The sequence below is a fragment of the Vibrio anguillarum genome (assembly GCF_003390515.1).
Classification (GTDB): Bacteria; Pseudomonadota; Gammaproteobacteria; order Enterobacterales; family Vibrionaceae; genus Vibrio; species Vibrio anguillarum.
This window is the reverse complement of record NZ_CP031479.1, coordinates 367,732-392,408: the sequence shown is the minus strand read 5'-3', so window position 1 is coordinate 392,408 and position 24,677 is coordinate 367,732. Positions and strand designations below refer to the sequence as shown.

The 24,677-nt window shown below is 46.3% G+C and carries 22 protein-coding genes; 17 read left to right on the top strand and 5 right to left on the bottom strand.

Annotated features, from left to right (window positions below; translation table 11 throughout):
• Nucleotides 1-43: 43 nt before the first annotated feature.
• Nucleotides 44-1,180, bottom strand: a complete 1,137-nt coding sequence (gene argE, locus DD616_RS05925; protein WP_094147416.1) for an acetylornithine deacetylase — start codon at nt 1,178-1,180, stop codon at nt 44-46.
• A 155-nt stretch (nt 1,181-1,335) separates the two neighbouring features.
• Between argE and argC the strand changes: the two genes are divergently transcribed.
• From argC to argH, 4 genes are all read left to right on the top strand, one after another.
• Nucleotides 1,336-2,337 (top strand): N-acetyl-gamma-glutamyl-phosphate reductase, encoded by a 1,002-nt coding sequence (argC, locus tag DD616_RS05920; RefSeq protein WP_208872060.1) that lies wholly within the window; start codon nt 1,336-1,338, stop codon nt 2,335-2,337.
• 23 nt (nt 2,338-2,360) lie between these two features.
• Nucleotides 2,361-3,152 (top strand): acetylglutamate kinase, encoded by a 792-nt coding sequence (argB, locus tag DD616_RS05915; RefSeq protein ID WP_017046764.1) that lies wholly within the window; start codon nt 2,361-2,363, stop codon nt 3,150-3,152.
• Nucleotides 3,153-3,245: 93 nt separating this feature from the next.
• Nucleotides 3,246-4,469 (top strand): argininosuccinate synthase, encoded by a 1,224-nt coding sequence (locus DD616_RS05910; protein ID WP_017043213.1) that lies wholly within the window; start codon nt 3,246-3,248, stop codon nt 4,467-4,469.
• Nucleotides 4,470-4,598: 129 nt separating this feature from the next.
• Nucleotides 4,599-6,473, top strand: a complete 1,875-nt coding sequence (gene argH, locus DD616_RS05905; RefSeq protein WP_094165240.1) for an argininosuccinate lyase — start codon at nt 4,599-4,601, stop codon at nt 6,471-6,473.
• A gap of 193 nt (nt 6,474-6,666) precedes the next feature.
• Here argH and DD616_RS05900 read toward each other — a convergent pair whose 3' ends face one another.
• From DD616_RS05900 to DD616_RS05890, 3 genes are all read right to left on the bottom strand, one after another.
• Nucleotides 6,667-6,921: a DUF3624 domain-containing protein gene (locus DD616_RS05900; RefSeq protein ID WP_013855880.1), complete on the bottom strand. Its 255-nt coding sequence runs from the start codon at nt 6,919-6,921 to the stop codon at nt 6,667-6,669.
• Nucleotides 6,922-7,051: 130 nt separating this feature from the next.
• The gene (locus DD616_RS05895; RefSeq protein ID WP_208872308.1) at nt 7,052-8,521 is read right to left on the bottom strand and encodes a dihydrolipoyl dehydrogenase; all 1,470 of its coding nucleotides are present in this window, start codon (nt 8,519-8,521) and stop codon (nt 7,052-7,054) included.
• 113 nt (nt 8,522-8,634) lie between these two features.
• Nucleotides 8,635-9,363, bottom strand: a complete 729-nt coding sequence (locus DD616_RS05890) for a redoxin family protein (RefSeq protein WP_013855882.1) — start codon at nt 9,361-9,363, stop codon at nt 8,635-8,637.
• A gap of 146 nt (nt 9,364-9,509) precedes the next feature.
• Between DD616_RS05890 and oxyR the strand changes: the two genes are divergently transcribed.
• Nucleotides 9,510-10,400, top strand: coding sequence for a DNA-binding transcriptional regulator OxyR (gene oxyR / locus DD616_RS05885; RefSeq protein ID WP_026027425.1), 891 nt, complete (start codon nt 9,510-9,512; stop codon nt 10,398-10,400).
• Nucleotides 10,401-10,436: 36 nt separating this feature from the next.
• Here the strand turns inward: oxyR and DD616_RS05880 are convergent, their stop codons facing one another.
• Nucleotides 10,437-12,935, bottom strand: a complete 2,499-nt coding sequence (locus DD616_RS05880) for a penicillin-binding protein 1A (protein ID WP_208872059.1) — start codon at nt 12,933-12,935, stop codon at nt 10,437-10,439.
• 149 nt (nt 12,936-13,084) lie between these two features.
• Between DD616_RS05880 and pilM the strand changes: the two genes are divergently transcribed.
• The 12 genes from pilM (at nt 13,085) to trpS (ending at nt 24,530) form a co-directional block, all read left to right on the top strand.
• Nucleotides 13,085-14,095 carry a type IV pilus assembly protein PilM gene (gene pilM / locus DD616_RS05875; protein ID WP_208872058.1) on the top strand — a complete coding sequence of 337 codons (1,011 nt, stop codon included), beginning with the start codon at nt 13,085-13,087 and terminating at the stop codon, nt 14,093-14,095.
• Nucleotides 14,085-14,687: a PilN domain-containing protein gene (locus DD616_RS05870; protein ID WP_208872057.1), complete on the top strand. Its 603-nt coding sequence runs from the start codon at nt 14,085-14,087 to the stop codon at nt 14,685-14,687. Before pilM ends, DD616_RS05870 begins: the two co-directional genes overlap by 11 nt.
• Nucleotides 14,680-15,273 (top strand): type IV pilus inner membrane component PilO, encoded by a 594-nt coding sequence (locus tag DD616_RS05865; RefSeq protein ID WP_013855887.1) that lies wholly within the window; start codon nt 14,680-14,682, stop codon nt 15,271-15,273. Before DD616_RS05870 ends, DD616_RS05865 begins: the two co-directional genes overlap by 8 nt.
• Nucleotides 15,260-15,781: a pilus assembly protein PilP gene (locus tag DD616_RS05860; RefSeq protein WP_013855888.1), complete on the top strand. Its 522-nt coding sequence runs from the start codon at nt 15,260-15,262 to the stop codon at nt 15,779-15,781. Before DD616_RS05865 ends, DD616_RS05860 begins: the two co-directional genes overlap by 14 nt.
• Before the next feature lie 53 nt (nt 15,782-15,834).
• Entirely contained in the window at nt 15,835-17,520 is a 1,686-nt protein-coding gene (locus DD616_RS05855) for a type IV pilus secretin PilQ (protein ID WP_370685857.1), read from the top strand.
• 186 nt (nt 17,521-17,706) lie between these two features.
• Complete coding sequence (aroK, locus tag DD616_RS05850; RefSeq protein WP_010317691.1) at nt 17,707-18,228, top strand: shikimate kinase AroK; 522 nt, start codon at nt 17,707-17,709, stop codon at nt 18,226-18,228.
• Between the two features lie 24 nt (nt 18,229-18,252).
• Nucleotides 18,253-19,341 (top strand): 3-dehydroquinate synthase, encoded by a 1,089-nt coding sequence (gene aroB, locus DD616_RS05845; RefSeq protein ID WP_026027426.1) that lies wholly within the window; start codon nt 18,253-18,255, stop codon nt 19,339-19,341.
• A 48-nt stretch (nt 19,342-19,389) separates the two neighbouring features.
• Nucleotides 19,390-20,889, top strand: a complete 1,500-nt coding sequence (locus tag DD616_RS05840) for an SPOR domain-containing protein (RefSeq protein WP_208872056.1) — start codon at nt 19,390-19,392, stop codon at nt 20,887-20,889.
• A gap of 69 nt (nt 20,890-20,958) precedes the next feature.
• Entirely contained in the window at nt 20,959-21,789 is an 831-nt protein-coding gene (locus tag DD616_RS05835; protein ID WP_013855892.1) for a Dam family site-specific DNA-(adenine-N6)-methyltransferase, read from the top strand.
• Between the two features lie 112 nt (nt 21,790-21,901).
• Entirely contained in the window at nt 21,902-22,576 is a 675-nt protein-coding gene (gene rpe / locus DD616_RS05830; RefSeq protein ID WP_013855893.1) for a ribulose-phosphate 3-epimerase, read from the top strand.
• A gap of 95 nt (nt 22,577-22,671) precedes the next feature.
• Nucleotides 22,672-23,358, top strand: a complete 687-nt coding sequence (locus DD616_RS05825) for a phosphoglycolate phosphatase (protein ID WP_026027427.1) — start codon at nt 22,672-22,674, stop codon at nt 23,356-23,358.
• Between the two features lie 155 nt (nt 23,359-23,513).
• The gene (gene trpS / locus DD616_RS05820) at nt 23,514-24,530 is read left to right on the top strand and encodes a tryptophan--tRNA ligase (RefSeq protein ID WP_013855895.1); all 1,017 of its coding nucleotides are present in this window, start codon (nt 23,514-23,516) and stop codon (nt 24,528-24,530) included.
• The last annotated feature ends 147 nt before the right edge of the window (nt 24,531-24,677 follow it).

Genomic DNA, 24,677 nt, shown 5'->3' with positions numbered 1-24,677 from the left:
AGAAACGCTGTCAGGCATTTATCGCTTGAGTAAGCTTGGTAGGCTAGAAGCAGTATTTATACATTGCTTTGGACAAAATCGAGATGGTTGGATCAATAAATTCAAACGCTAGGAATTCATCCGGTTGATGCGCTTGATCGATCGAACCTGGGCCGAGTACCAGTGTTGGGCATAATTGTTGTAAGAACGGTGCTTCAGTACAGTAATTCACGGTTTGTGAAGCGGTATTGCAAATCTCTTCAATGTTGCCAATAAAGGGGTGATCATGCTGACATTCATAACCCGGAATCGCATCATGCAGCGCGGTAATCTCAATGCGGCCGGGCCATTTTGCACTGACTTCATTCAGTGCACTGCGCAGCAAGTTATCGAGCCCATCTAGACTCATGCCGGGCAGCGGGCGCACATCGTAATGCAATTCGCAGCAGCCACAAATGCGGTTTGGACTATCGCCACCGTGGATATGACCGAGGTTCAAAGTCGGGTGAGGAATGGCAAAGCCTGGGTGATGGTACTCTTTGATCAATTTGTCGCGCAGTTGCATTAACGCGAACAGCACTTCATGCATGATTTCGATGGCATTTACGCCCAGAGCAGGATCAGAAGAGTGGCCCGATTTTCCTGTCACTCGAATAGCGTTGGCTACGTGGCCTTTATGGCCGCGGATGGGCACAAGGCTAGTCGGCTCACCAATAATGCAGTAATCCGGTTGAAATGGTGCATGTTCAGTGAAATGACGTGCGCCGAGCATGGTGGTTTCTTCATCACAGGTCGCCAACACATACAGCGGTTTACTCTGTTTACTCCAATCGACTTTTTTCACCGCTTCGTAGATAAAAGCAAAAAAGCCTTTCATGTCTGCCGTGCCTAAGCCATAGAAACGATCATTGGCTTGCGTTAACGCGTGTGGTTCAAAATTCCAACGTCCTTCGTCAAATGGAACGGTATCACTGTGCCCCGCGAGCAGTAGGCCACCTTCGCCGCAACCTTTCTTCGCCACTAAATTGTATTTTCCCGGCGCGACTTCAATGGTGTCGACTACAAACCCTAAGCTGGAAAACCAGCTTGCCAATTTATCAATCACATTCTGGTTACCTTCGTCCCAACGAGCATCTGTGGAGCTGATGGAAGAGGTTGAAATCAGACCTTGGTAAACCTCAAGAAAACTGGGTAATTGCATATTATCTTTGCTCCTAGTATTGACAGAGTAATTGCGAGAAGGTAAAACACATATTAAATCACTTTGTGTGAATAAAAAACCGAGTTAAGTGTCTTTTTTGAAATTTATAGTCATTTTTAGATTGTCTTTTTTACCTTGAAATTGGATGTCACGAGATGTTGAAAACCACAATTATCGGAGCTAGCGGTTATACCGGCGCTGAGTTGGCGTATATGGTGCAAAAACACCCACAACTCACGCTATCAGGTTTATACGTTTCCGCCAATAGCCTAGATGCTGGAAAACCAATGGCTGAGCTGCATGGCAAACTCTCCGGTATTGTCGACATGCAGGTACAACCATTAATGGATCCGGTGAGCGTTGCAAGCCAATGTGATGTGGTGTTTTTAGCTACGGCTCATGAGGTGAGCCATGATCTCGCGCCTATTTTTCTTGCGCAAAATTGTCAAGTTTTCGACCTTTCTGGTGCTTTTCGCGTCAAAGGTGATGATTTTTACCAAAATTACTATGGTTTTAAACATCAACACCCTAAATGGTTAGAAAACGCGGTTTATGGACTGGCGGAATGGAATTGTGAGGCAATTAAGCAGAGCCAATTGATCGCCGTTGCGGGTTGCTATCCAACCGCATCGCAACTGGCGATAAAGCCTTTGGTTGAAGCGGGTTTGTTAGATACAACTCAATGGCCAGTGATTAATGCCACCAGCGGTGTCACCGGCGCGGGCAGAAAAGCGACATTAACCAACAGTTTTTGTGAAGTGAGCTTACAGCCATACGGCGTGTTTACTCATCGCCACCAACCTGAAATCGTCGCCCATTTAGGATGTGATGTGATTTTTACGCCTCACTTAGGGAATTTCAAACGCGGTATTTTGGCCACCGTGACAATGAAGCTTGCATCAGGTGTTTCAGGGCAACAAGTCAGTCATGCTTTTGAGAAGGCGTACGCTAACAAACCAGCGGTTCGGCTCAAATCAACCTTGCCGAGCATCAAAGATGTTGAATTTACGCCATTTTGTGACCTCGGTTGGCGAGTGCAAGGTGAGCATATTATCGTCGTGTCCGCGATCGATAATTTATTAAAGGGGGCATCGAGCCAAGCGATGCAGTGTTTAAATATTCATTACGGTTTTTCTGAGCTAACGGCTTTGGTGTAACGCACCAAGCGTAAGGGTTAAATATGACGGATACAAAGCAAAATCCATTAGTGATTAAGTTAGGCGGCGCGGCGCTGTCTTGTTCTGAAACGCTAAGCAAACTGTTTGGCGCAATCGCACTGTATCAAGCCCAAGCTCAGCGACGAATTGTCATCGTGCACGGGGGCGGTTATCTCGTCGATGACCTGATGGCGAAATTACAACTAAAAACCGTGAAGAAAGAAGGTTTGCGTGTCACGCCTTATGACCAAATTCCGCTGATTGCAGGCGCGCTGGCTGGGACAGCCAACAAAATGCTGCAAGGGCAAGCGATTAAAGATGGCTTAAATGCGGTTGGTTTATCGCTCGCTGATGGCGGGCTATGCAAAGTCGAAGAGTTGGATCCAGAACTCGGCGCAGTGGGCAAGGCTTCTCCTGGTGATTCACAAATCGTGCAAGCGATTTTAGCCGCTGGTGGTTTGCCTATTATCAGCTCGATTGGCCTGACCGCTGATGGCCAAATGATGAATGTCAACGCCGATCAAGCAGCCGTTGCAGTGGCTGGCGCATTGGACGCAGAGCTCGTTCTGCTTTCCGATGTGAGCGGTGTGCTGGATGGCAAAGGCCATTTGTTGTCGAGCCTCAATGAGCAGCAGGCCAGTGCGCTCATTAAAGGCAAAGTGATCACGGATGGCATGATTGTCAAAGTGAAAGCGGCGCTGGAAGCGGCAAATGATTTAGGTCGCCCGATTGAAGTGGCGACATGGCGTTATCCAGATAAGCTCAGCAAATTGTTTGCGGGCGAAAGTATCGGGACCCAATTTTTACCTCAATAAACGCATTTAATCAGTTGTTGATAACAGCTGTAAGTAATTAATCACCCAGAGCACTGACCGCCAAGCGCAGCGCCGGGAAATGGAGAAAGTAAGATGAGCAAGGTTCAAGTCAATAAAGTCGTTGTCGCATACTCTGGCGGTCTAGATACCTCGGTAATCATTCCGTGGTTAAAAGAAAACTACGATTGTGAAGTGGTTGCCTTTGTTGCCGATGTCGGCCAAGGTGAAGAAGAATTGGTCGGCATTGAAGAGAAAGCGAAAGCGTCTGGCGCGTCAGAGTGTTATGTGGTCGATCTTAAAGAAGAGATGGTCGCTGAATACATCTACCCAACACTAAAAACAGGTGCTTATTACGAAGGTAAATACCTGCTTGGGACGTCAATGGCTCGCCCAATCATTGCCAAAGCGCAAGTTGAAGTAGCGCGTAAAGTGGGTGCCGATGCGCTGTGTCACGGCTGTACGGGGAAAGGTAATGACCAAGTGCGTTTTGAAGGTGCGTTTGCAGCCCTAGCACCTGATTTACATGTGATTGCCCCTTGGCGTGAGTGGGACATCGTGAGTCGTGAAGAGTGTCTTGATTTCCTTGCTGAGCGTAACATTCCTTGCGCCGCTTCATTGACGAAAATTTACTCGCGTGATGCGAACGCGTGGCACATTTCGACCGAAGGTGGCGTGCTTGAGAGTACTTGGAACGCCCCTAATGAGGATTGCTGGGTATGGACTGTGGATCCAGAGCAAGCGCCAAATGAACCAGAGTTTGTCACACTGCAGGTCGCGAAAGGCGAAGTCGTTGGCGTCGATGGTGAACTGATGACGCCTTACAACGCACTCGTTTACCTTAATGAGAAAGGCTCTAAACACGGCGTTGGTCGTATCGACATCGTCGAAAACCGTTTGGTTGGTATGAAGTCTCGTGGTTGTTATGAAACCCCAGGAGGCACCATCATGATGGAAGCGTTGCGTGCTGTTGAGCAGTTAGTGCTCGATAAAGCCTCATTCGAATTTCGTGAAGAACTGGGTGTCAAAGCGTCGCATCTTGTATACGATGGCCGTTGGTTCACTCCGCTGCGTAAATCCATCATGGCCGCAGCCGATGAGCTGGCACAGGATGTTAATGGTGAAGTGGTTGTGAAGCTTTACAAAGGGCAAGCGACAGTGACGCAAAAACGTTCTGAAAACAGCTTGTACTCGGAAGAGTTTGCGACCTTTGGTGAAGATGTTGTGTATGACCAAAGCCACGCAGGCGGCTTCATTCGTCTCTATTCGTTGGCAAGCCGGATCAGAGCGTTGAACGAAGCGAAGAAGAATAAAGCCTAGGTTAACACCCAAGGTAGAGACACAAAAATAACAATAAAAGATCGCTCTAGTAGCGATCTTTATTATAAAAATGATTGAGCAATTTGATGTGGTCACGCTCAGTCGCGACCTAAGAGCAGGAGATACGCAATGGCATTATGGGGCGGTAGATTTACCCAAGCAGCAGACACGAGGTTCAAAGAGTTCAACGATTCACTTCGCTTTGATTACCGATTGGCTGAACAAGACATTGTGGGCTCTATAGCATGGTCAAAGGCGTTGGTGTCAGTGAATGTTTTGGGCGAAGAGGAGCAGCAAAAACTAGAACTTGCGCTCAACGAACTCAAACTGGAAGTGATGGAAGATCCTGAGCAGATCTTACGCTCTGATGCAGAAGATATTCATTCTTGGGTTGAGCAGCAGTTGATCAGCAAAGTGGGTGATTTAGGCAAAAAGCTGCACACTGGGCGCTCTCGTAATGACCAAGTCGCGACCGATTTAAAATTGTGGTGCCGCCAGCAAGGTCAGCAATTACTGTTGGGGTTAGATCGCCTGCAAACGAAACTAGTGTCGGTTGCTCAGCAGCACCAAGCGACGGTTTTGCCCGGTTATACCCACCTGCAACGTGCGCAACCAGTGACCTTTGCGCATTGGTGTTTGGCCTATGTTGAAATGTTTGAGCGTGATTATTCTCGTTTAAATGATGCGATTAAGCGCCTTGATACTTGTCCGCTTGGCTCCGGCGCGCTGGCAGGTACGGCCTATCCGATTGATCGTGAACAGCTTGCTCATCATTTAGGGTTTCGCCGTGCCACGCGTAACTCGCTCGATTCAGTATCCGACCGAGATCACGTGATGGAATTGATGTCGGTGGCGTCGATCTCGATGCTGCATTTATCGCGCTTGGCGGAAGATATGATCTTCTACAACTCGGGTGAGTCTGGTTTTATCGAACTGGCTGACACCGTGACTTCGGGTTCATCCTTGATGCCGCAAAAGAAAAACCCTGATGCATTAGAGCTGATCCGTGGCAAAACTGGCCGTGTTTATGGCTCGCTTGCGGGCATGATGATGACGGTCAAAGCCTTACCATTGGCTTATAACAAAGATATGCAAGAAGACAAAGAAGGGCTGTTTGACGCGCTGGATACTTGGAACGACTGCATGGAAATGGCTGCGCTTTGCTTTGATGGCATCAAAATTAAAACTGAACGGACTTTAGAAGCGGCCAAACAAGGCTATGCCAATGCTACCGAATTAGCTGATTATTTAGTCGCCAAAGGGATCCCTTTCCGTGAAGCGCACCATATTGTGGGCGTAGCGGTGGTTGGTGCGATCGCGAAAGGGTGTGCGCTTGAAGAACTGACCCTTGCCGAGCTTAAAGAGTTTTCGTCGGTCATTGAAGATGATGTTTATGCGATCCTCACCATTGAATCTTGCTTAGAAAAACGCAGCGCTTTAGGTGGCGTTTCGCCAAAACAAGTGGCCTATGCGGTTGATCAAGCCAAAGCGCGTTTAGACAAACGTGACACCACTGCGGTGAAAGTTCGTCCTGCCCGTTTGACGGATATTGAAACGCTAGAAAGTATGGTCACTTATTGGGCGAATATGGGAGAAAATCTGCCTCGTTCACGCAATGAGTTGGTGCGCGATATTGGTTCGTTTGCCGTGGCGGAACACCATGGTGAAGTGACGGGATGCGCCTCGTTATATGTCTATGACTCTGGGTTGGCTGAAATTCGTTCGCTTGGTGTAGAAGCAGGTTGGCAAGGTCAAGGACAAGGAAAAGCGATCGTCTCGTATTTGGTGAATAAAGCGCGGCAAATGGCGATTAAGAAAGTGTTTGTTCTGACTCGAACGCCAGAGTTTTTCATGAAGCATGATTTTATTCCAACCTCAAAAAGCTTACTGCCAGAGAAAGTGCTCAAAGATTGTGAACAATGCCCACGGCAGCACGCTTGTGATGAAGTGGCGCTTGAGATCAATTTGGTTGAGCAGATCATCAAGCGAGTCAGCGTCGCTTAATACGTTGATTACAAACGCGATCATTGCCGTTAATGAGGCCTTGGAAAAAGATCTCAAAAAGATCGAATGATCACGGAACAATTTAAGAAAAGCGTGGTCTATAACTGTACCACTGCTTTTTCTTAGAAGAATCTAAGAAGGCCCCAAACCTACTATTGGTTCTGGGGCTTTTTCTTTTGTGCTCTTTAGCTTTTTATTTGTCGCGCCCTTGCCGCTTACGCCAAGGGAGTACCACAAACTTCATCCACAGATGTAAAAACAGCAAACCGTTAAAGGCAAAGCCCGCTATTAGCAAGCTGATCGATTCAATGGTTTTAGGGTTCTCCCTGCATAACCACCACCACACAAGCCAGCACCCAACAGACAAAACAGTGAGCTGATCCATACAACGTTGGCAGCGGCCGATTTTTTTCCAAAACCACGAAGATTGGCAGTTATTGCAAGGCATAAACGCGTTCATTGAAAGAGAAAATAACGGCAGTATAACGTGCGCGAAGGTGTGAGTCTAAGGCGCGGCTGAAACTAAAGCGTATAAAAAACGGCCGCACAAGGGCGACCGCATGAATGGATGTTGAAAATTAACAGCCCGGACCGCAGTCCATGCAATGCTTTATCATCTCAGGACCTAAATGCAGTTTAGCGTTTAGATCACGCAGCGCGGTGCGCACGCCTTCTTCAATTACGGGGTGATAAAAAGGCATATCCAACATCTGTGAAATCGTCATCTGATTTTGATGTGCCCACGCCAGCAAATGAGCCAAGTGCTCCGCATTCGGCCCCATCATTTCAGCGCCTAAAAATCGTCCTGTTCCTTGTTCGCCATACACATGCAATAACCCTTTATTGCGCAGCATGACGCGTGAACGGCCTTGATTTTCAAACGACACAGTGCCGATAGCAAAACAGCCACAATTTCCCAAACGAGTGGTTAGCTGTTTGTAGGATTCACCGACCATCGCAATTTGTGGGTCTGAAAAAACCGCTGAGATAGAGGAACGACGAAGCCCGGCACGAATATCTGGGTAGCGGCCAGCGTTATCCCCTGCAATACGACCTTGATCGGCTGCTTCATGAAGCAGTGGCAGTTGATTACTGGCATCACCAGCAATGAAAATACTGTCTACAGAGGTTTGCAGCGTATAGTGATCGGCCGCTGGTACGCCACGCGCATCAAGGGCTACATCGGTATTTTCAATTGCCAATTTATCTACGTTCGGGCGACGACCGGTTGCCGCCAACACATAGTCAACGACAAATGTCTCGAGCTGCCCTTCACGGTTGATGAATTGGATTTCAACTTTGTCGTTTTGGCCTGTTGGAGAAGCAATGCGTTTCATGCTTTCCACTTTAACGTCAGCGTCTAAATAGAATTCTTCCTTAAACGTTTTATCAGCGTAAGTCATTACATCAGGGTCGGTTAATGGGCCAACTTGTCCACCAATGCCGAACAGCTTCACTTTTACCCCTAAGCGATGTAAGGCTTGACCTAGTTCTAAGCCAATAACTCCCGGGCCAAATACGGCAACAGATTCGGGTAAGTCGTCCCACTCAAATAGGTCATCATTAATGATTAAGCGATCGCCAAGTTCATGCCATACCGCGGGGTAGGCTGGGCGAGAACCGGTAGCAATCACGATCCGCTTGGCGCTGATTCGTCTATGGTTGTCGACCTGTAGGGTGTGGTTGTCGATAAATTGGGCGTAGCCTGAGATTTTGTCTTCAGCGGGGATCTCCTCAACGCCTTCAAGCACAAATCCGACAAAGCGGTCACGTTCACGTTTTACCCGCGCCATCACTTCACGTCCATTAATGACAATTTCACCTTGAGGATGAACCCCAAAAGCAGGAGCTTTGTGGATGTGATGGACGCTTTCAGCGGCCGCAATCAGTAACTTAGATGGCATGCAGCCGACGCGAGCGCATGTGGTTCCGTATGGGCCACCTTCGATCATGACGACACTATTCGTATGTGCTTTTGCTGCACGATAAGCGCCGAGTCCTGCGGTCCCACCACCAATAATGGCTACATCAACGTTTAACTGTTTCATCATCGCTTTCTCTAAATTTGGAATGTGGATAGTCGATGGCAACATTTAATAATGCTGTCATTGAGTCTAAATGAGGAGGATGCCCTAGGAAGATTTTCCTAGGGCATGCGTGATTAGCCCAGGTAAGCTTCTAGCTCTTCGCTGCCGCCGATGTGTTTACCACCAACGAAAACTTGCGGAACGGTGGTACGGCCTGTGATAGCTCGTAAGCTCACTGTGGTTGCATCTTTACCCAATACCACTTCTTCATATTGAAGACCGTGGTCAATCAAGAGTTGTTTTGCTTTAGTGCAGAATGGGCAACCTGGTTTAGTAAATACGGTAACCGATTCTTGTGTTTTATAGTTAGGTGCAATGTATTTCAGCATGGTGTCAGCATCTGATACTTTGAACGGGTCACCCGGTTCATCAGCTTCGATAAACATTTTTTCGATGATGCCATCTTTGACTAACATGCTGTAACGCCATGAACGTTTGCCAAAACCGATTTGGCTTTTATCAACTAACATACCCATGCCGTCAGTAAATTCGCCATTGCCATCAGGAATGAAAGTAATATTCTCTGCTTCTTGGTCTGCTTTCCAAGCATTCATCACAAAGGTATCGTTCACCGAAACACATAGGATGTCATCAACGCCATGCTCTTTAAACACCGGGTACAGTTCGTTGTAACGCGGCAAGTGGCTTGATGAACAGGTTGGGGTGAAGGCACCTGGCAAGCTAAATACGATAACGGTTTTACCTTTGAATAATTGATCTGTTGTGAGATTAACCCAAGCATCACCTTGACGAGTAGGGAAAGTGACTTGTGGTACCGCTTGGCCTTCTTTAGATACTAACATTCTATTTTCCTTGTGATTTTCTAAGTTAGGTTATGATTTTAAGAGCCGATGCCCTCATTTGTTGAAGCCATTATGGAAGAAAACCTTTGATAGCTCCAATCGTTTGATGCTATGGTTTTGATAGGTGGATTCTATTGAGATTGAAGATGAACATTCGTGATTTTGAGTACTTAGTATCATTAGCTGAACATAAACATTTTCGTAAAGCAGCAGAAGCTTGTTTTGTGAGCCAGCCAACACTCAGTGGCCAGATCCGCAAACTGGAGGATGAGCTGGGAACAGTATTATTAGAGCGCAGCAGTCGCCGAGTATTGTTCACCGATTCGGGCCTGCAATTGGTCGATCAGGCCAAGCGTATTTTAAGTGAAATCAAAACCTTCAGAGATATGGCTAGCGGCCAGGGTGGCTCGATGAGTGGTCCTATCCATATTGGATTCATTCCCACTTTAGGCCCCTACCTTTTGCCGCGTATTGTGCCTTTTTTAAAAGAGCAATTTCCTGAACTGGAGCTCTATTTACACGAAGCGCAAACCCAACAGCTTGTGCGCCAGTTAGAAGATGGAAAACTCGATTGTTTAGTGTTGGCCTCCGTTGCGGAAACGGCTCACTTTAAAGAGATTGATCTGTATGACGAAGCATTGAGTATTGCCGTGCCTAGTGGGCATGAATGGGCTGCAAAAAGTGAAGTAAGTATGTTGGATTTGAAAGGGCGAACGGTATTGGCTTTAGGTGACGGTCATTGCTTACGCGATCAAGCCTTAGGCTTCTGTTTTGCGGCAGGCGCAAAAGATGACGAACGTTTTAAAGCGACCAGCTTAGAGACGCTGCGTAATATGGTCGCAGCGGGTGGGGGAATTACCCTGTTACCTGAACTCTCTTTACCAGATGTCAAAGAGAAGGATGGCGTTTGTTACCTTAAAGCGGTCAACCCGCAGCCTTCACGCCGCTTAGTATTAGCTTATCGGCCGGGATCGCCATTGAGGCAGCGTTTTGAGCAGTTGGCTCATGCAATCAAAACAAAGCTAAATGAGAAATAAAAAAAGAGGCTAAATTTAGCCTCTTTTTACTGAGCTTTAGAATAGCTCTTCACCTGTAGGTGAAGAGTAGATGTTGTCAGAGACACTCTCTGCGACATACTCGGTTGGCTCTGTGCCTTGAATGAAGTATTCAAACATCGAGCTTGAATCAAACTTATTGGTTAACAAGCCGGTATCGATATCGATTCTTACCCGCACAATATTGGCGGGAATGGGTTTGTCTTGCGCTGGCACATCGACCAGTACTTGACGCATAAAATCAATCCAAGCAGGTTGTGCCGTTTTTGCTCCCGCTTCTGCACCGGATACACCATCGTCATCTACATTGCTGTTTTCGGTTGTCCTACCTAAGTTGCGGTTATGATCATCAAATCCGACCCAAGCAATAGCGACCATGCCCGGAGCATAGCCGTTGTACCACGCATCTTTGGAGTCATTGGTCGTTCCTGTTTTACCACCAATATCACGACGCCCCAGCTTTTGTGCACGCCAGCCTGTACCATTCCAACCCGTTCCTTCACGCCAATTTCCGCCACCCCAAATATTGCTGTACATCATCTCTCGGACAAGAAATGCGTTTTGTTCGGAAATTACTTGTGGAGCATAGTGCGATGCAACATCTTGTTCATCGAACTCATTTGTGTCTGGGGTGCATTGCTGTCGGCAAACGACTTTTGGTGTGGCTTGATACTCAAGTTTGCCAAAGGGATCTTCAACTTTGCTGATGTAATAGGGTTCAACATAATAGCCGCCATTGGCAAACACGGAATAGCCTTGCGCCATCTTAACCGGCGTTAAGCTTCCCGCACCTAAGGCAATGGTTTCTGAGCGTGGTACTTGGTCAATATCAAAACCAAAGCGAGTGAGATACTCACGTGTTTCATCCAGCCCAACAGCGCGTAGCACTCTCACTGCCATCACGTTTTTGGATTGAGCCAAGCCAACGCGAAGACGAGTTGGGCCAATATAAGTCGGTGGTGAGTTTTTAGGACGCCATGCTGTACCTTGGCTTTGGTCCCACTGGTTAATCGGCGCATCATTAATGAGCGTCGCTAAGGTCATGCCTTTATCGATGGCGGCAGAGTAGATAAAGGGTTTAATACTTGAGCCGACTTGGCGCACCGATTGAGTCGCACGGTTAAATTTATTGTGCACAAAGTTAAAGCCGCCAACCAGCGCCAGTACCGCACCATTTTCTGGGTTCATGGCAACAAAGGCAGTGTTGGCATTGGGTACTTGGCTTAAGTACCACTGTGGTGCTTCATCGGTGGTATGGTCATCACTGTATTCAGCACGATTACGTACCCAAATTTGTTCACCAGCGGCGATGATTTCCGTCGCTGTACTCGGAACCAGTCCTTGTCGAGAATCAGTTAAGAAACGGCGAGCCCAGTTCATGCCTTGCCATTCAATGGTCTGCAATCCTTGGTTCTTAACCCAAACCGTAGCCGATTGGCTGCTTACGTGGGTAACGACGGCTGGTAATAAATCTCCATAAGTCGGTTCATTATTTAAGTGCTCGGCCAGTTGCTGTTCATTCAATGGCGTTTGGCCTTCTTTCCAAACTACTTTTTCAGCACCGCGATAGCCATGACGCTCATCATAGGCGAGTAGGTTATTGATTGCAGCTTTACTCGCGGCTTGCTGCTGTTTGGAATCTACTGTTGTGGTGACAATCATGCCAGAGGTATAAGCCGACTCTTCACCATAGCGCTCCACCATCCATGAACGGGCGATTTCTGCCACATAAGGTGCATTAAGTTCAATTTCAGCACCGTGGTATTTCGACATTAAGGGCTCAGAGCGGGCTTGCGCATATTGCGCTGGGGTTATGTATTTCTCATCAAGCATTCTCTGTAGCACCACGTTACGGCGGTTAGTCGCGCGATCTAGAGAATAGATAGGGTTCATGGTTGAAGGTGCTTTGGGAAGTCCTGCAATCAGGGCAATTTCACTCAGTGTTAAATCTTTGACTTCTTTTCCAAAATAAACTTGGGCTGCCGCTCCAATTCCATACGATCGGTAACCGAGATAAATTTTATTGAGATAAAGCTCTAGGATTTCTTTTTTCGTCAGCAATTGCTCGATATGAATAGCGATAAAAATCTCTTTGATTTTTCGCATGATCTTCTTCTCATTAGAGAGATAGAAGTTACGAGCAAGCTGCTGAGTAATGGTACTTGCACCTTGTTTAGCGCTACCTGAGGCGATCACAGCGACCGCAGCACGAGTGATGCCAATTGGGTCAAAACCATAGTGCTCGTAGAAGCGGCTATCTTCGGTGGCGATAATCGCTTCGATAAGTTCAGGCGGGATCTCTTCAATACGCAACGGAACTCGGCGCTTTTCTCCAAATTGGGCGATGAGCTTGCCATCTTGACTATAGACCTGCATCGGTGTCTGCAATTGTACATCACGTAAAGTCGCTACATCGGGGAGGTCTGGCTTCACGTAAAAATAGAAGCCAAATATCGTAGTGACTCCAAGAATAATGCAAATCAATGAAAGTAATAACAATCGCTTTATGAACTTCACCGGATAATCCCTGTTTAGTTAAGGCTGCCCTTATGCAAACCCTTGTACTCTAGGCTAAAAATTTAGCTCTAAAAATAAATTGTGGCTTATTTAACCTCAAAATAAGCAAATCGAGCTAAGCCTAAGCAGCGTTACTGGAGCTAAGCCGTATGGGTAAATCAATGGTTACGGGTATAGATATTGGCCACCATAGTATTAAAGCGGTGGTGTTAAAGCTAGCGGGTGATTCATATGCACTCGTCGGTTATAAAGAATTATTTATTACTGAGGACATATTCTCCGATAACCACACGCTGGATTATCAGAAAATTGTAAAGAAACTCAAAGAACTAAGAAAGGGTTTACCACTATTTAGTCACAAAGTCGCCATATCGGTACCGGACAATGCGGTAATAAGTAAGGTATTACAGATAGATAGTGACCTGCAGGCGCGTGAAAAAGAGTTTGCTATTTATCAGGCATTTTCTCATCAGTCACCGTTCCCGATAGAAGAACTGAGTCTCGATTTCGTCAAAGTGATGGAAAAAAGCGTGAGTCGCAGTAGCACCGTAAGTTATCAAGTTTACGCCACTCGTAAAGACGTCGTGGAAAGCCGTGCGTTAGCGGCGCAAAAAGCGGGCTTTTTACCGATCGCGGTTGATGTGCAAATACACAGTTTGTTAAACATCTGGCAGTTGGCGAGCAGGGCACAACATCGCAGCGATTGGATGCTCATGGATGTGGGCCATACCCAAACGGCGCTCTGTATTGATTTTACTGATAAAGCCCCTTTTCATAAAGAGATCCCTCTCGGTTGTCAGTGGTTGTCCCAAGATAGCGCGATGTCGGGCACCAATGCCGAATTAGCCGATAAAAACGAGCGCTTTGTGCATGAGTTGATCGAGCGACTTCAACGTCAGTTGCAGCTTTTCACCTCCGTCAATGGCGCGGGCAGTTTAGCAGGCATTTGGCTCTCAGGTGGTGGCGCAGATACTCCGATGTTGGCGCAAGAGATTTCGCGGCGTCTCAAGCTTGAGTGCGAGATTCTCGATCCCTTCCTTCTGTTTAACAATAAGTTAGCGAAACGCCAGCGAGGTAAGCAGTCTGGGCAGAGTTTTAGCACCGCGGCTGGCCTTGCACTGCGTGGTATCGAGTGGTTGGAGTCTTCTCATGTTGCATAGCATTAACTTACTGCCTTGGCGAGAGGAACAAAGAGCGGCGCATAAGCGTCGTTTTATGGGCTTGGTCGTCTTAGGTGTGATGAGCGCTGTTGGTATTCAATGGGGTATCGGTTTGTATTTTTCTGGGCAAGCGCAGCAGCAAGAGTCTCGTCTGGCCTATTTGAATCAATACATTCAGCAGCTTGATAAACAGATCAATGCATTAAAAATGACGGAACAAGAACACAAGGCACTATTAACTCGCTTATCGGTTGTTGAGTCATTGCAAAGCCAACGCAATAAAACCACCGAGTTGATGAACCTGATGCCACAGCTTATGCCTGAAGGAGTCTACGTCGATAAGATCAAAATGAATGGTGAAGAAATTGAAATTACGGGCATCAGTGACAGCACTGCGCGTCTTGCGACCATGCTCGATAATTTTGAAAAATCAGCCTTACTTTCCGATGTCAACATGCACTCTATCGTGCACGGTAATAAGCGATTTGGTAAGGAGTTTCAGACGTTTAAAGTGTCATTTATGTTTTATTCCCCGACACCACAGGGCTCTGTGCTAACCAAGATTCGGCCTACAGGAGCTGTCCATGACTAGTTTTCAAGATCTTGATATGGATGAAATGGCTGAATGGCCGTTGCTGCCTCAACTGCTGGTTATTTTGGTGTTGATGCTGATTATTCAAGGCGTTGGCGCGTGGTTCTATCTTATGCCTCAAAATGAGCAATTGCAGAACTTAAAACAGCAAGAAGAGGTGCTGAAATCGACCTTACGGATTAAGGCCAGCAAAGCCGCCACCTTACCCCAGTTGCAAGCTCAACTGGATGAATTAACTGAACGTTATGATTTTTTATTACGCCAATTACCCGTGCAAAAAGAGCTCGCAAGCATGCTGGCGTCGGTCAATGAACTAGGGCTAGATAACGCGTTAACCTTTACACGTATTGATTGGGGAGAAAAACAGAATAAAGAGTTTCTGTATCGTTTGCCGCTCAATATCGAATTAACTGGGAATTACCACGACATTGGTGATTTCTCCGAGGCGATCGCGAAATTGCCCCGCATTATTAATTTCGATGATGTTGATTGGCAACGGGTTAGCCAGGAAAGCAGTACATTACATTTTAGGGTGCGCGCTTATACCTATCAATTCAAGCAAGAGGTGGACGATGAAAAACAATAATCTGCTGCTGATGGTGCTGTTTAGTACCAGCGTATTGGTTGGTTGTAAGGCGAATCAAGATTCATTGAAGGTTTATGTGGAGCAGGTCGAGGGGCAAGCACGCAAAGAAGTCTCCAAATTAAAACCCATTATTCAATTTGAAGTTGCTCATTATGCGCAACATGAATCCCGCGAACCTTTTGTGCTGCCTAAAGAAGCGATTGTACAAAATCAGCCTGTAGTGAAGGCAGACTGCTGGCAACCTCCGGCTCGCAGTAAAAATGGCCAGCTAGAGCGCTATCCGCTTAATCAACTGCGATTAAAAGGCGTGATGAGTAGCGGGGGCGCGGTATCGGCATTAGTGCAAACGCCCCAAGGCAAGGTCGTCAACGTGAAAGCGGGACAATATTTAGGTTTGAATCACGGCAAAGTTACTCGAGTTAATTCCAATTACCTGCTGATCAATGAAACCTTGCCAGACGGCTTAGGTTGTTGGAATCAACGTAACGTCAAATTGGCTCTGAAATAGAATTTGAATTTAGAGAAATCACTATGATTAAAGGACTACAGACACAAATGACTATGGTATTTCGGAGCCTCTTATTTGGCTTATTATTGAGTGTGGCAGGGCTAAGTGTGGCGGCAGAAACGGCGCAGACCAACGAGCTTAAAGGCATTGATTTTCGAGTCAATAAAAACAAAGACGCTGTATTGATTGTTGAACTCGCATCACCTTCGACGGTAGTTAATGTGCAGAAAGTGGCTGACGGTTTACAAATTGAACTGCTTAAGACGGATGTCTCCAATGAGAAACTGTATGTCTTAGACGTCAAAGATTTTGCAACCGTTGTTGAGAGTATCGAGGTATTGCGCAAAGAGCCAAGTACACAGTTACTGGCGACCATTCATGGCGAGTTTAAGTATGATTACAGCTTAAAAGGGAAATACCTTGAGGTGGTAATTGGCAAACTGAAAGAACAAGAAAAACCTAAGCCGAAGAGCATTCTTGAGAAAGAGGGCAAGCTTATCTCGATTAACTTTCAAGATATTCCTGTGCGAAATGTTTTGCAGCTTATCGCAGATTATAACGCGTTTAACCTAGTCGTCTCAGATTCGGTCACTGGTAACCTGACGCTACGGCTTGATGGCGTGCCTTGGCAGCAAGTGCTCGATATCATTTTGCAAGTCAAGGGATTAGATAAGCGTGTTGACGGCAATGTGATTTTAGTTGCACCTAAAGAAGAGTTGGATTTACGTGAAAAGCAGCAGCTTGAAAAGGCACGTTTGGCTGAAGAGTTGGGCGATCTACGTTCTGAAATTATCAAAATTAATTTTGCTAAGGCGTCTGATATTGCGCAGATGATTGGCGGTGAAGGGGCGGTCAGCATGTTGTCTGAGCGAGGTTCCATCAGTATCGACGAGCGAACCAACTCACTGCTGATCCGTGAATTGGCTGAGAATATTGTGGTGATACGCCAAATTGTTGAATCGCTCGATATCCCGGTCAAACAGGTACAGATTGAAGCGCGCATTGTTACGGTCAACGAAGGTAATTTGGATGAACTTGGCGTACGCTGGGGCTTTACTTCGACCAATGGCAACAACACCGCAGGCGGAAGTATTGAAAGTAATTTATTCCAAGTGGGCAAATTGGGGGAAAGCACATTGCCCGTTGATGACTTCCTTAACGTAAACTTAGCGGCGACCTCTGCTAACGCCTCAAGTATTGCCTTCCAAGTGGCTAAGTTGGGGTCGGATATGTTGTTGGATTTAGAGCTTTCAGCGCTGCAACGTGAGTCGAAAGCGGAGATCATTTCCAGCCCTCGTTTGATTACGACCAACAAGAAACCCGCTTATATCGAGCAGGGTACGGAGATCCCTTATCTGGAGTCTTCTTCCAGCGGGGCAACGACAGTCGCCTTCAAAAAAGCGGTGCTGAGTTTAAAAGTAACGCCGCAGATAACGCCGGATAATCGTTTAGTGTTAGATCTCAGTGTCACTCAAGACCGGCCTGGGGATATTGTAAAAACAGGGACGGGAGAAGCGGTTGCAATTAATACTCAGCGTATTGGCACTCAAGTATTGGTCAATAATGGAGAAACCGTGGTCCTTGGTGGAATATTCCAACATAGCGTCAACAATACGGTAGATAAGGTGCCATTACTTGGTGATTTGCCATTACTTGGTGCATTGTTCCGCCGTTCCTATGAGCAAGTGGGCAAAAGTGAGCTGCTGATTTTCGTGACACCGAAAGTCGTCATTCAATAACTTACGGCTGATATTGCGATTGGTTAAAAAATAAAGTTGCATTAGTGGCACCATATCTAGATAATTTCGGGTCTTATCACGAATCATCTGTGAGGAATAGGTGCCACGAGCGTCTTAACGGTCAGTATTATACTGGCTAATCTTGTGGCGATGTCATTGAATTAACGTTGTAAATTACTGCTAAACATGGCTGAGAAACGCAATATTTTCCTTGTTGGCCCAATGGGCGCCGGCAAAAGTACAATTGGTAGACATCTTGCTCAACAACTGCATATGGAGTTTTTAGACTCAGATACAGTCATTGAAGAGCGTACAGGCGCAGATATCGCATGGGTATTTGACGTCGAAGGTGAAGAGGGCTTCCGTAAACGTGAGGAAGCTGTAATTAATGACCTAACCGAGAAACAAGGTATTGTACTCGCAACAGGCGGTGGTTCTGTTAAGAGTAAAGAAAACCGTAATCGTTTATCTGCTCGTGGTATTGTGGTCTACCTTGAAACGACGATTGAAAAACAACTTGCACGCACGAACCGTGACAAAAAACGGCCATTGCTTCAAACAGACAATCCACGTGAAGTCTTAGAATGCTTGGCTGATGAACGTAACGATCTTTACGCTGAGATCGCTGACTTTACGGTTCGTACTGACGATCAAGGTGCAAAAGTGGTAGCCAACGAGATCGTAAAAATGCTAGAAGAACATTCCTAAGTTCTTTATTTTGGAGTGCAAACCATGGAACGGATTACGGTCAGTTTAGATGAGCGTAGCTACCCAATCTCAATTGGCGCCGGATTATTTAATGATCCGGCCCTCCTTTCTTTCTTATCGGCCAAACAAAAAGTCGTTGTCATCAGTAATGTGACGGTCGCGCCTTTGTACGCGGATAAAATCTTCGCCCTTCTTGCACCGCATGCTTGTAACGTCTCCTTGCTTGAACTGCCAGATGGCGAGCAGTACAAAACTTTAGATACATTTAACACGGTGATGAGTTACCTGCTGGAAGGTAATTACAGCCGTGATGTGGTGATCATCGCTTTAGGTGGTGGCGTGATTGGTGATTTAGTTGGATTCGCCGCAGCCTGTTATCAGCGCGGAGTCGATTTTATCCAAATACCGACCACGCTGCTTTCGCAAGTGGACTCCTCCGTTGGCGGTAAAACCGCGGTCAATCATGCTTTAGGTAAAAACATGATTGGTGCATTTTATCAGCCGAAAGCCGTCATCATTGATACTGAATGTTTGGCGACTTTACCTGCGCGAGAATTTGCCGCTGGTATGGCGGAAGTGATCAAATATGGCATCATTTACGATCATGATTTCTTTGTCTGGTTGGAAGAGAATCTCGATAAACTCTACGCCTTAGATGAGCAAGCGCTAAGTTATGCCATCGCTCGCTGCTGTCAAATTAAAGCCGATGTGGTCGCTCAAGATGAAAAAGAGTCGGGAATTCGCGCGTTGTTGAACCTAGGTCATACATTTGGTCATGCGATTGAAGCGCAGCTCGGGTATGGTAATTGGCTACACGGTGAAGCGGTTTCTGCCGGAACTGTGATGGCCGCTAAAACGGCGCAGTTACAAGGTTTAATTAACGATCAGCAAGTTGAGCGGATTGTTTCTATACTCAAAAGAGCAAATTTACCGATTCATACGCCCGAAAGCATGTCGTTTTCTGACTTTATGCAACACATGATGCGTGATAAAAAAGTGCTTTCAGGCGAACTACGTTTGGTGCTACCAACCAGTATTGGTACATCACAAGTAGTGAAAGGTGTACCCGAAGCGGTCATTGAACAAGCGATTGACTTCTGCCGCACCCTGTAAATCTTCATTGATACTAATTTGACAGTTGTCTGTCAGTAGGACGGCCTAATGAGTTTGGCGAATGAATTACGTATATTGGAATTAGATTCGCAAGTCGAGCTACTTGAGCGTTTGCAATTATTGACCAATTTTGGCTCAAATGTCATTACCGTTGGTGGTGGATTAGGTTTTGGTAAATCTTGGTTAGCGCAGCGTTATTTAGAAGCGTGGGCCGAAGATAAAAACCAATCGCTGTTGCTGTGTCATCCCAATCAAGATGACCAGCAGCGTCGAGCGACCATTCTTACCCAAATCGTTTCAGGCCCGTTATTTAATCCTCACGATACACTTTCTGACAGCTTAGCTCGCCTGCTTGATGGTGGCGGTTGTGATGTGGTGATTGTTGTCGATGACGCTCATCTACTCTCTGAAACCTTAGTGTCTGAGCTATGGATGCTGGTGTTAGAAGCACAAGCCAATCCATTGTGGACCATCAATGTCGTATTATTTGTACAAGCCAATAGTCTTGATGCTTTGCTGACTCGTTTAAGCTACGGACAAGAGCATAAACCCGTAGAGCTTGAGATTGAAGCCCTAAGCAATGAAGAAGCGGATCGCTTTTTTGAAAATCTGGTCATGCGTTATGTACCCGATGAGATGGAGCGCCGCGTACGCAACGCTTACAAAAAGGTGAAACGCGTGCCTGGGGAAATCATGGCATTAGGAGAGCAGAAAATGGAAAAAAGGATCATCATCCGTTCGATTATCGGTTCTCCTGTGCAGATCGCTGCCTTGGTTTTACTGCTTCTGCTCATCATCGGTGGTGGTTACTGGTGGCTATTCACCCAGCCCTCACCCGATGAGCAAGCGTCGCAAATTACAGGCACACTCGAGCAGACGGTGATTCCGACGCTAGGGGATGCTGCTGCACCAACAGTCAATACGCTTAACGATGATTCAGCAACTGACGCCACCAATAATGGGAAGGAGCTTGCGAAAAGTGACCCGAGTTATTTAGATGCTGAAGATGATTCCAGTTCGTTACCACCCGATGTGATGGAGAATTCAGAGAGCGTGGGCATAATTGACAGCGATCAGCAACGAGTGGTGATTGAGTCTGATGTTGTGGATGCTCTTTTGGAAGGCAATTCGACCAAAGCCGATACGTCAGTGATTAATAATGCACTTGCTGATGCACAAAACCGCACGGCGCAAACTGTGCCAGTAAGTGAGACTGCCACTGCTGCTGCGCCAACGAAAATCACCTTCTCCTTTGCGAGAGAAGAACTCAAAGCCTTCTCGCCACGCAGTTATACTTTGCAATTAGCGGCAGTCAGTTCGCTTGCTGAAGCACAAAACTTTATTAACACCTACGCGCTGCAAGAAAAGGTGCGTATTTATCCGACAGCACGCAATGATGTGGAGTGGTACATCATCACCTATGGTAATTATCCAACCATCCAGTTTGCGCGTGATGCCGTTGAAACCTTACCGAAAGCGTTGCAATTGCAAGGCCCTTGGGCCAAATCGCTCAGCCAAGTACAGCGAGAGATTGATCGTGCGAAATAACGCTGAGCTTGACGCAAAAATATGTTACATTCCGCAGCCTTATTTCGTGGTTGAAAGATAGAGCAGTAAATGAAGAAGCAGCGTGCCTTTCTTAAATGGGCTGGTGGTAAGTATGGCCTAGTCGAAGAGATTCAACGTCACCTGCCGCCAGCGCGTAAATTGGTTGAACCCTTTGTTGGTGCTGGCTCTGTGTTCCTCAATACTGATTTTGAACAGTATTTGTTGGCCGATATCAATCCTGATCTCATCAACTTGTACAACCTGATCAAAGATCAACCTGAACTGTACATCACCGAATCTAAGCGTTGGTTCACGGCCGATAACAACCGTAAAGAAGCGTATCTCGATATTCGCAAAGAGTTCAATAAAACCGATGACGTACTGTATCGTTCGTTGGCGTTTTTATACATGAACCGTTTTGGTTTTAATGGGTTATGTCGCTATAACAAAAAAGGCGGTTTCAATGTGCCTTTTGGTTCTTACAAAAAGCCTTATTTCCCGCAAGCAGAATTGGAGTTTTTTGCCGAGAAAGCCAAGAAAGCGACCTTTATTTGCGAAGGATACGAAGAGACGTTTCGTCGTGCTCGCAAGGGCTGTGTTGTCTATTGCGATCCGCCATACGCGCCACTCTCTACCACCGCCAATTTTACTTCTTATTCTGGTAATGGCTTTTCATTGGATGATCAAGCCTCATTGGCCGATGTTGCCGAAAAAGCCGCCAATGATCGTGGCATACCGGTACTGATTTCCAATCATGACACTAAGTTAACGCGCCGTTTATATCATGGTGCAGAACTTAACGTGGTCAAGGTTAAGCGCACCATTAGCCGTAATGGAGCAGGGCGCAACAAAGTAGATGAGTTGTTGGCACTGTTCAATACAGCGGAATGCGAAGGTTAACATTTCGCAGTTAAATCGGGTGTCGCGCTAGGATATCTTGGCCAGCTTAGGTAGAATTGCGGGCGAATTTTGCTCATCACGCATTTGCGCCCACTAGCCTAAGAGGTCAGGTATGAAAGATTTCCTAATTGCCCCATCTATACTCTCAGCAGATTTTGCTCGTCTTGGCGAAGATGTTGAGAAAGTGCTTGCCGCTGGGGCAGACGTTGTCCATTTTGATGTAATGGATAACCACTACGTTCCCAACTTGACCTTTGGTGCTCCGATTTGTAAGGCGCTGCGTGACTATGGTGTTACGGCACCGATTGATGTTCACCTGATGGTGAAACCAGTTGATCGTATCATTCCTGATTTTGCCAAAGCAGGGGCTTCGATGATCACTTTTCATGTGGAAGCTTCTGATCACGTTGATCGCACATTGCAATTGATCAAAGAGCACGGATGCCAAGCGGGTGTAGTGCTCAACCCAGCTACGCCACTTGCGCATCTCGAATTTATTATGGATAAAGTGGACCTCATTTTACTGATGTCGGTTAACCCTGGTTTTGGTGGCCAATCTTTTATTCCGCATACGTTGGATAAACTGCGCGCGGTGCGTCAATTGATTGAGCAATCGGGTCGTCATATCCGCCTTGAAATTGATGGTGGAGTCAAAGTCGATAACATTCGTGAAATTGCACAAGCGGGCGCAGATATGTTTGTCGCAGGCTCGGCTATTTTTGGTCAACCTAATTACCAAACGGTGATTGATGAGATGCGCGCAGAATTAGCCAAAGTGGCGCGCTAAGTCATAATACTGACTACACCTCAATAATCACTACGCAACATACTTATAACGCAACAAGGGGCTTTGTGCCCCTTGTCTATTATTCGGAAGTTAAGATGTCTTTAAGCTCAATTAAATTAATCGCCTTTGATCTCGATGGTACCTTGCTCGACAGCGTGCCAGATTTAGCTGTAGCCGCCGACCAAGCGGTACAATCGTTAGGCTATTCATCAGTATCAGAAATGCAAGTGCGTGATTACGTCGGCAATGGTGCAGATGTGCTGATCGCTCGCTCACTTAGCCAAAGTTTAACCATCAACCCTGATCTTAGCGATGAGATCAAAGCCACCGCTCGTGAGCGTTTTGATGAATTTTATGCCCAAACGGGCCATAAACTGAGCCATTTATATCCCCAAGTGAAAGAAACCTTAGCGCAGCTACACAGTGCTGGATTCACATTAGCTTTGGTGACCAATAAACCGTCTAAGTTTGTACCTGACGTATTGGTACAACATGGTATTGAGCACTTTTTTAGTGATGTGATTGGTGGTGATACCTTCCCGATCAAAAAACCTGATCCAATGGCGCTTAACTGGCTATTGGATAAACATCAACTAACGGCCAAGGAAATGTTGATGGTTGGGGATTCGAAAAACGATATTTTAGCGGCTAAAAATGCGGGTTGTTATTCGTTTGGTTTGACTTATGGCTACAATCACGGTGAGCCCATTTCAGCTTCCAACCCTGATTACGTGGCGGACTGTATCGACCAATTGCTTGATGTGTTGCGAGTTTCAGCATAAAAGTTCACACAATGCGCTAGTAAAATACTCGTCAATGAGTACACTGCATAAACCGCGTTATCGCTAAATCAAGTATCACTTAGCGAATAAGCGCGGTTTTTTTTCACAGACATTTTCAGTCTTATCTCATTTTAAGTAGCAAGGAAATCATCCCTATGAGCAAACCCATTGTATTGAGTGGTGTTCAACCGTCAGGTGAACTAAGTATCGGTAACTATTTGGGTGCTCTACGTCAATGGCAACAGATGCAAGATGACTATGATTGTCAATACTGCGTGGTTGACCTGCATGCGATCACGGTTCGTCAAGATCCGAAAGCACTGCATGAAGCCACGTTAGATGCATTGTCAATCTGTCTTGCAGTTGGTGTTGACCCTAAAAAGAGCACGCTATTTGTTCAGTCACACGTACCAGAGCATGCTCAATTGGGTTGGCTTCTCAACTGCTACACGCAGATGGGTGAATTGAGCCGCATGACTCAGTTCAAAGACAAATCAGCACGTTATGCGAACGATGTGAATGCGGGCTTATTCGGTTATCCTGTGTTGATGGCGGCCGATATTCTACTTTATGGCGCGCACCAAGTACCCGTGGGCAGTGACCAAAAGCAGCACTTAGAACTTGCGCGAGATATCGCGACTCGTTTTAACAACATCTATAGTCCTGAAAAGCCGATCTTCACCATTCCAGAGCCTTACATTCCTCAAGTGAACGCGCGAGTAATGAGCCTGCAAGATGCGACGAAAAAGATGTCTAAGTCAGATGATAACCGTAAGAATGTCATCACTTTGCTGGAAGATCCAAAGTCGATTATCAAGAAGGTTAATAAGGCTCAGACAGATACTGAAACGCCACCGCGTATCGCTTTTGATACCGAAAACAAAGCGGGCATCTCCAACTTGATGAGTTTGTACTCTGCGGCGACAGGCAAAAGCTTTGCTGAGATTGAAGCGCAATATCAAGGTGTTGAGATGTACGGCCCTTTCAAGAAAGATGTTGGCGAAGCGCTGGTTGCCATGCTGGAGCCTGTTCAAGCTGAATACGCGCGCATTCGAGAAGATCGCGCGTATCTTGATTCAGTAATGAAAGCGGGTGCAGAAAAAGCCTCGGCCCGCGCTGCGATCACTTTGAAAAAAGCATTTAAAGCGGTAGGGTTTGTCGAGCGTCCTTAGTTTTTCCTGCGACAATCTAACTCTTTTCGCATTAAATAAAGCTAGGTTTTCCTAGCTTTATTTTTTACTTCTGCTTAATAAAATTTGATCTTTCTCTTTGTATTGTAGGCTTAGGTCTACACTTTAAATCATAACCATGATGATGAG

What these genes read in the sequence shown, in the direction of transcription:
- argE (WP_094147416.1), bottom strand. Translation starts at nt 1,180, where the DNA reads ATGCAATTACCCAGTTTTCTTGAGGTTTACCAAGGTCTGATTTCAACC.
- argC (WP_208872060.1), top strand. Translation starts at nt 1,336, where the DNA reads ATGTTGAAAACCACAATTATCGGAGCTAGCGGTTATACCGGCGCTGAG.
- argB (WP_017046764.1), top strand. Translation starts at nt 2,361, where the DNA reads ATGACGGATACAAAGCAAAATCCATTAGTGATTAAGTTAGGCGGCGCG.
- DD616_RS05910 (WP_017043213.1), top strand. Translation starts at nt 3,246, where the DNA reads ATGAGCAAGGTTCAAGTCAATAAAGTCGTTGTCGCATACTCTGGCGGT.
- argH (WP_094165240.1), top strand. Translation starts at nt 4,599, where the DNA reads ATGGCATTATGGGGCGGTAGATTTACCCAAGCAGCAGACACGAGGTTC.
- DD616_RS05900 (WP_013855880.1), bottom strand. Translation starts at nt 6,921, where the DNA reads ATGCCTTGCAATAACTGCCAATCTTCGTGGTTTTGGAAAAAAATCGGC.
- DD616_RS05895 (WP_208872308.1), bottom strand. Translation starts at nt 8,521, where the DNA reads ATGAAACAGTTAAACGTTGATGTAGCCATTATTGGTGGTGGGACCGCA.
- DD616_RS05890 (WP_013855882.1), bottom strand. Translation starts at nt 9,363, where the DNA reads ATGTTAGTATCTAAAGAAGGCCAAGCGGTACCACAAGTCACTTTCCCT.
- oxyR (WP_026027425.1), top strand. Translation starts at nt 9,510, where the DNA reads ATGAACATTCGTGATTTTGAGTACTTAGTATCATTAGCTGAACATAAA.
- pilM (WP_208872058.1), top strand. Translation starts at nt 13,085, where the DNA reads ATGGGTAAATCAATGGTTACGGGTATAGATATTGGCCACCATAGTATT.
- DD616_RS05870 (WP_208872057.1), top strand. Translation starts at nt 14,085, where the DNA reads ATGTTGCATAGCATTAACTTACTGCCTTGGCGAGAGGAACAAAGAGCG.
- DD616_RS05865 (WP_013855887.1), top strand. Translation starts at nt 14,680, where the DNA reads ATGACTAGTTTTCAAGATCTTGATATGGATGAAATGGCTGAATGGCCG.
- DD616_RS05860 (WP_013855888.1), top strand. Translation starts at nt 15,260, where the DNA reads ATGAAAAACAATAATCTGCTGCTGATGGTGCTGTTTAGTACCAGCGTA.
- DD616_RS05855 (WP_370685857.1), top strand. Translation starts at nt 15,835, where the DNA reads ATGGTATTTCGGAGCCTCTTATTTGGCTTATTATTGAGTGTGGCAGGG.
- aroK (WP_010317691.1), top strand. Translation starts at nt 17,707, where the DNA reads ATGGCTGAGAAACGCAATATTTTCCTTGTTGGCCCAATGGGCGCCGGC.
- aroB (WP_026027426.1), top strand. Translation starts at nt 18,253, where the DNA reads ATGGAACGGATTACGGTCAGTTTAGATGAGCGTAGCTACCCAATCTCA.
- DD616_RS05840 (WP_208872056.1), top strand. Translation starts at nt 19,390, where the DNA reads ATGAGTTTGGCGAATGAATTACGTATATTGGAATTAGATTCGCAAGTC.
- DD616_RS05835 (WP_013855892.1), top strand. Translation starts at nt 20,959, where the DNA reads ATGAAGAAGCAGCGTGCCTTTCTTAAATGGGCTGGTGGTAAGTATGGC.
- rpe (WP_013855893.1), top strand. Translation starts at nt 21,902, where the DNA reads ATGAAAGATTTCCTAATTGCCCCATCTATACTCTCAGCAGATTTTGCT.
- DD616_RS05825 (WP_026027427.1), top strand. Translation starts at nt 22,672, where the DNA reads ATGTCTTTAAGCTCAATTAAATTAATCGCCTTTGATCTCGATGGTACC.
- trpS (WP_013855895.1), top strand. Translation starts at nt 23,514, where the DNA reads ATGAGCAAACCCATTGTATTGAGTGGTGTTCAACCGTCAGGTGAACTA.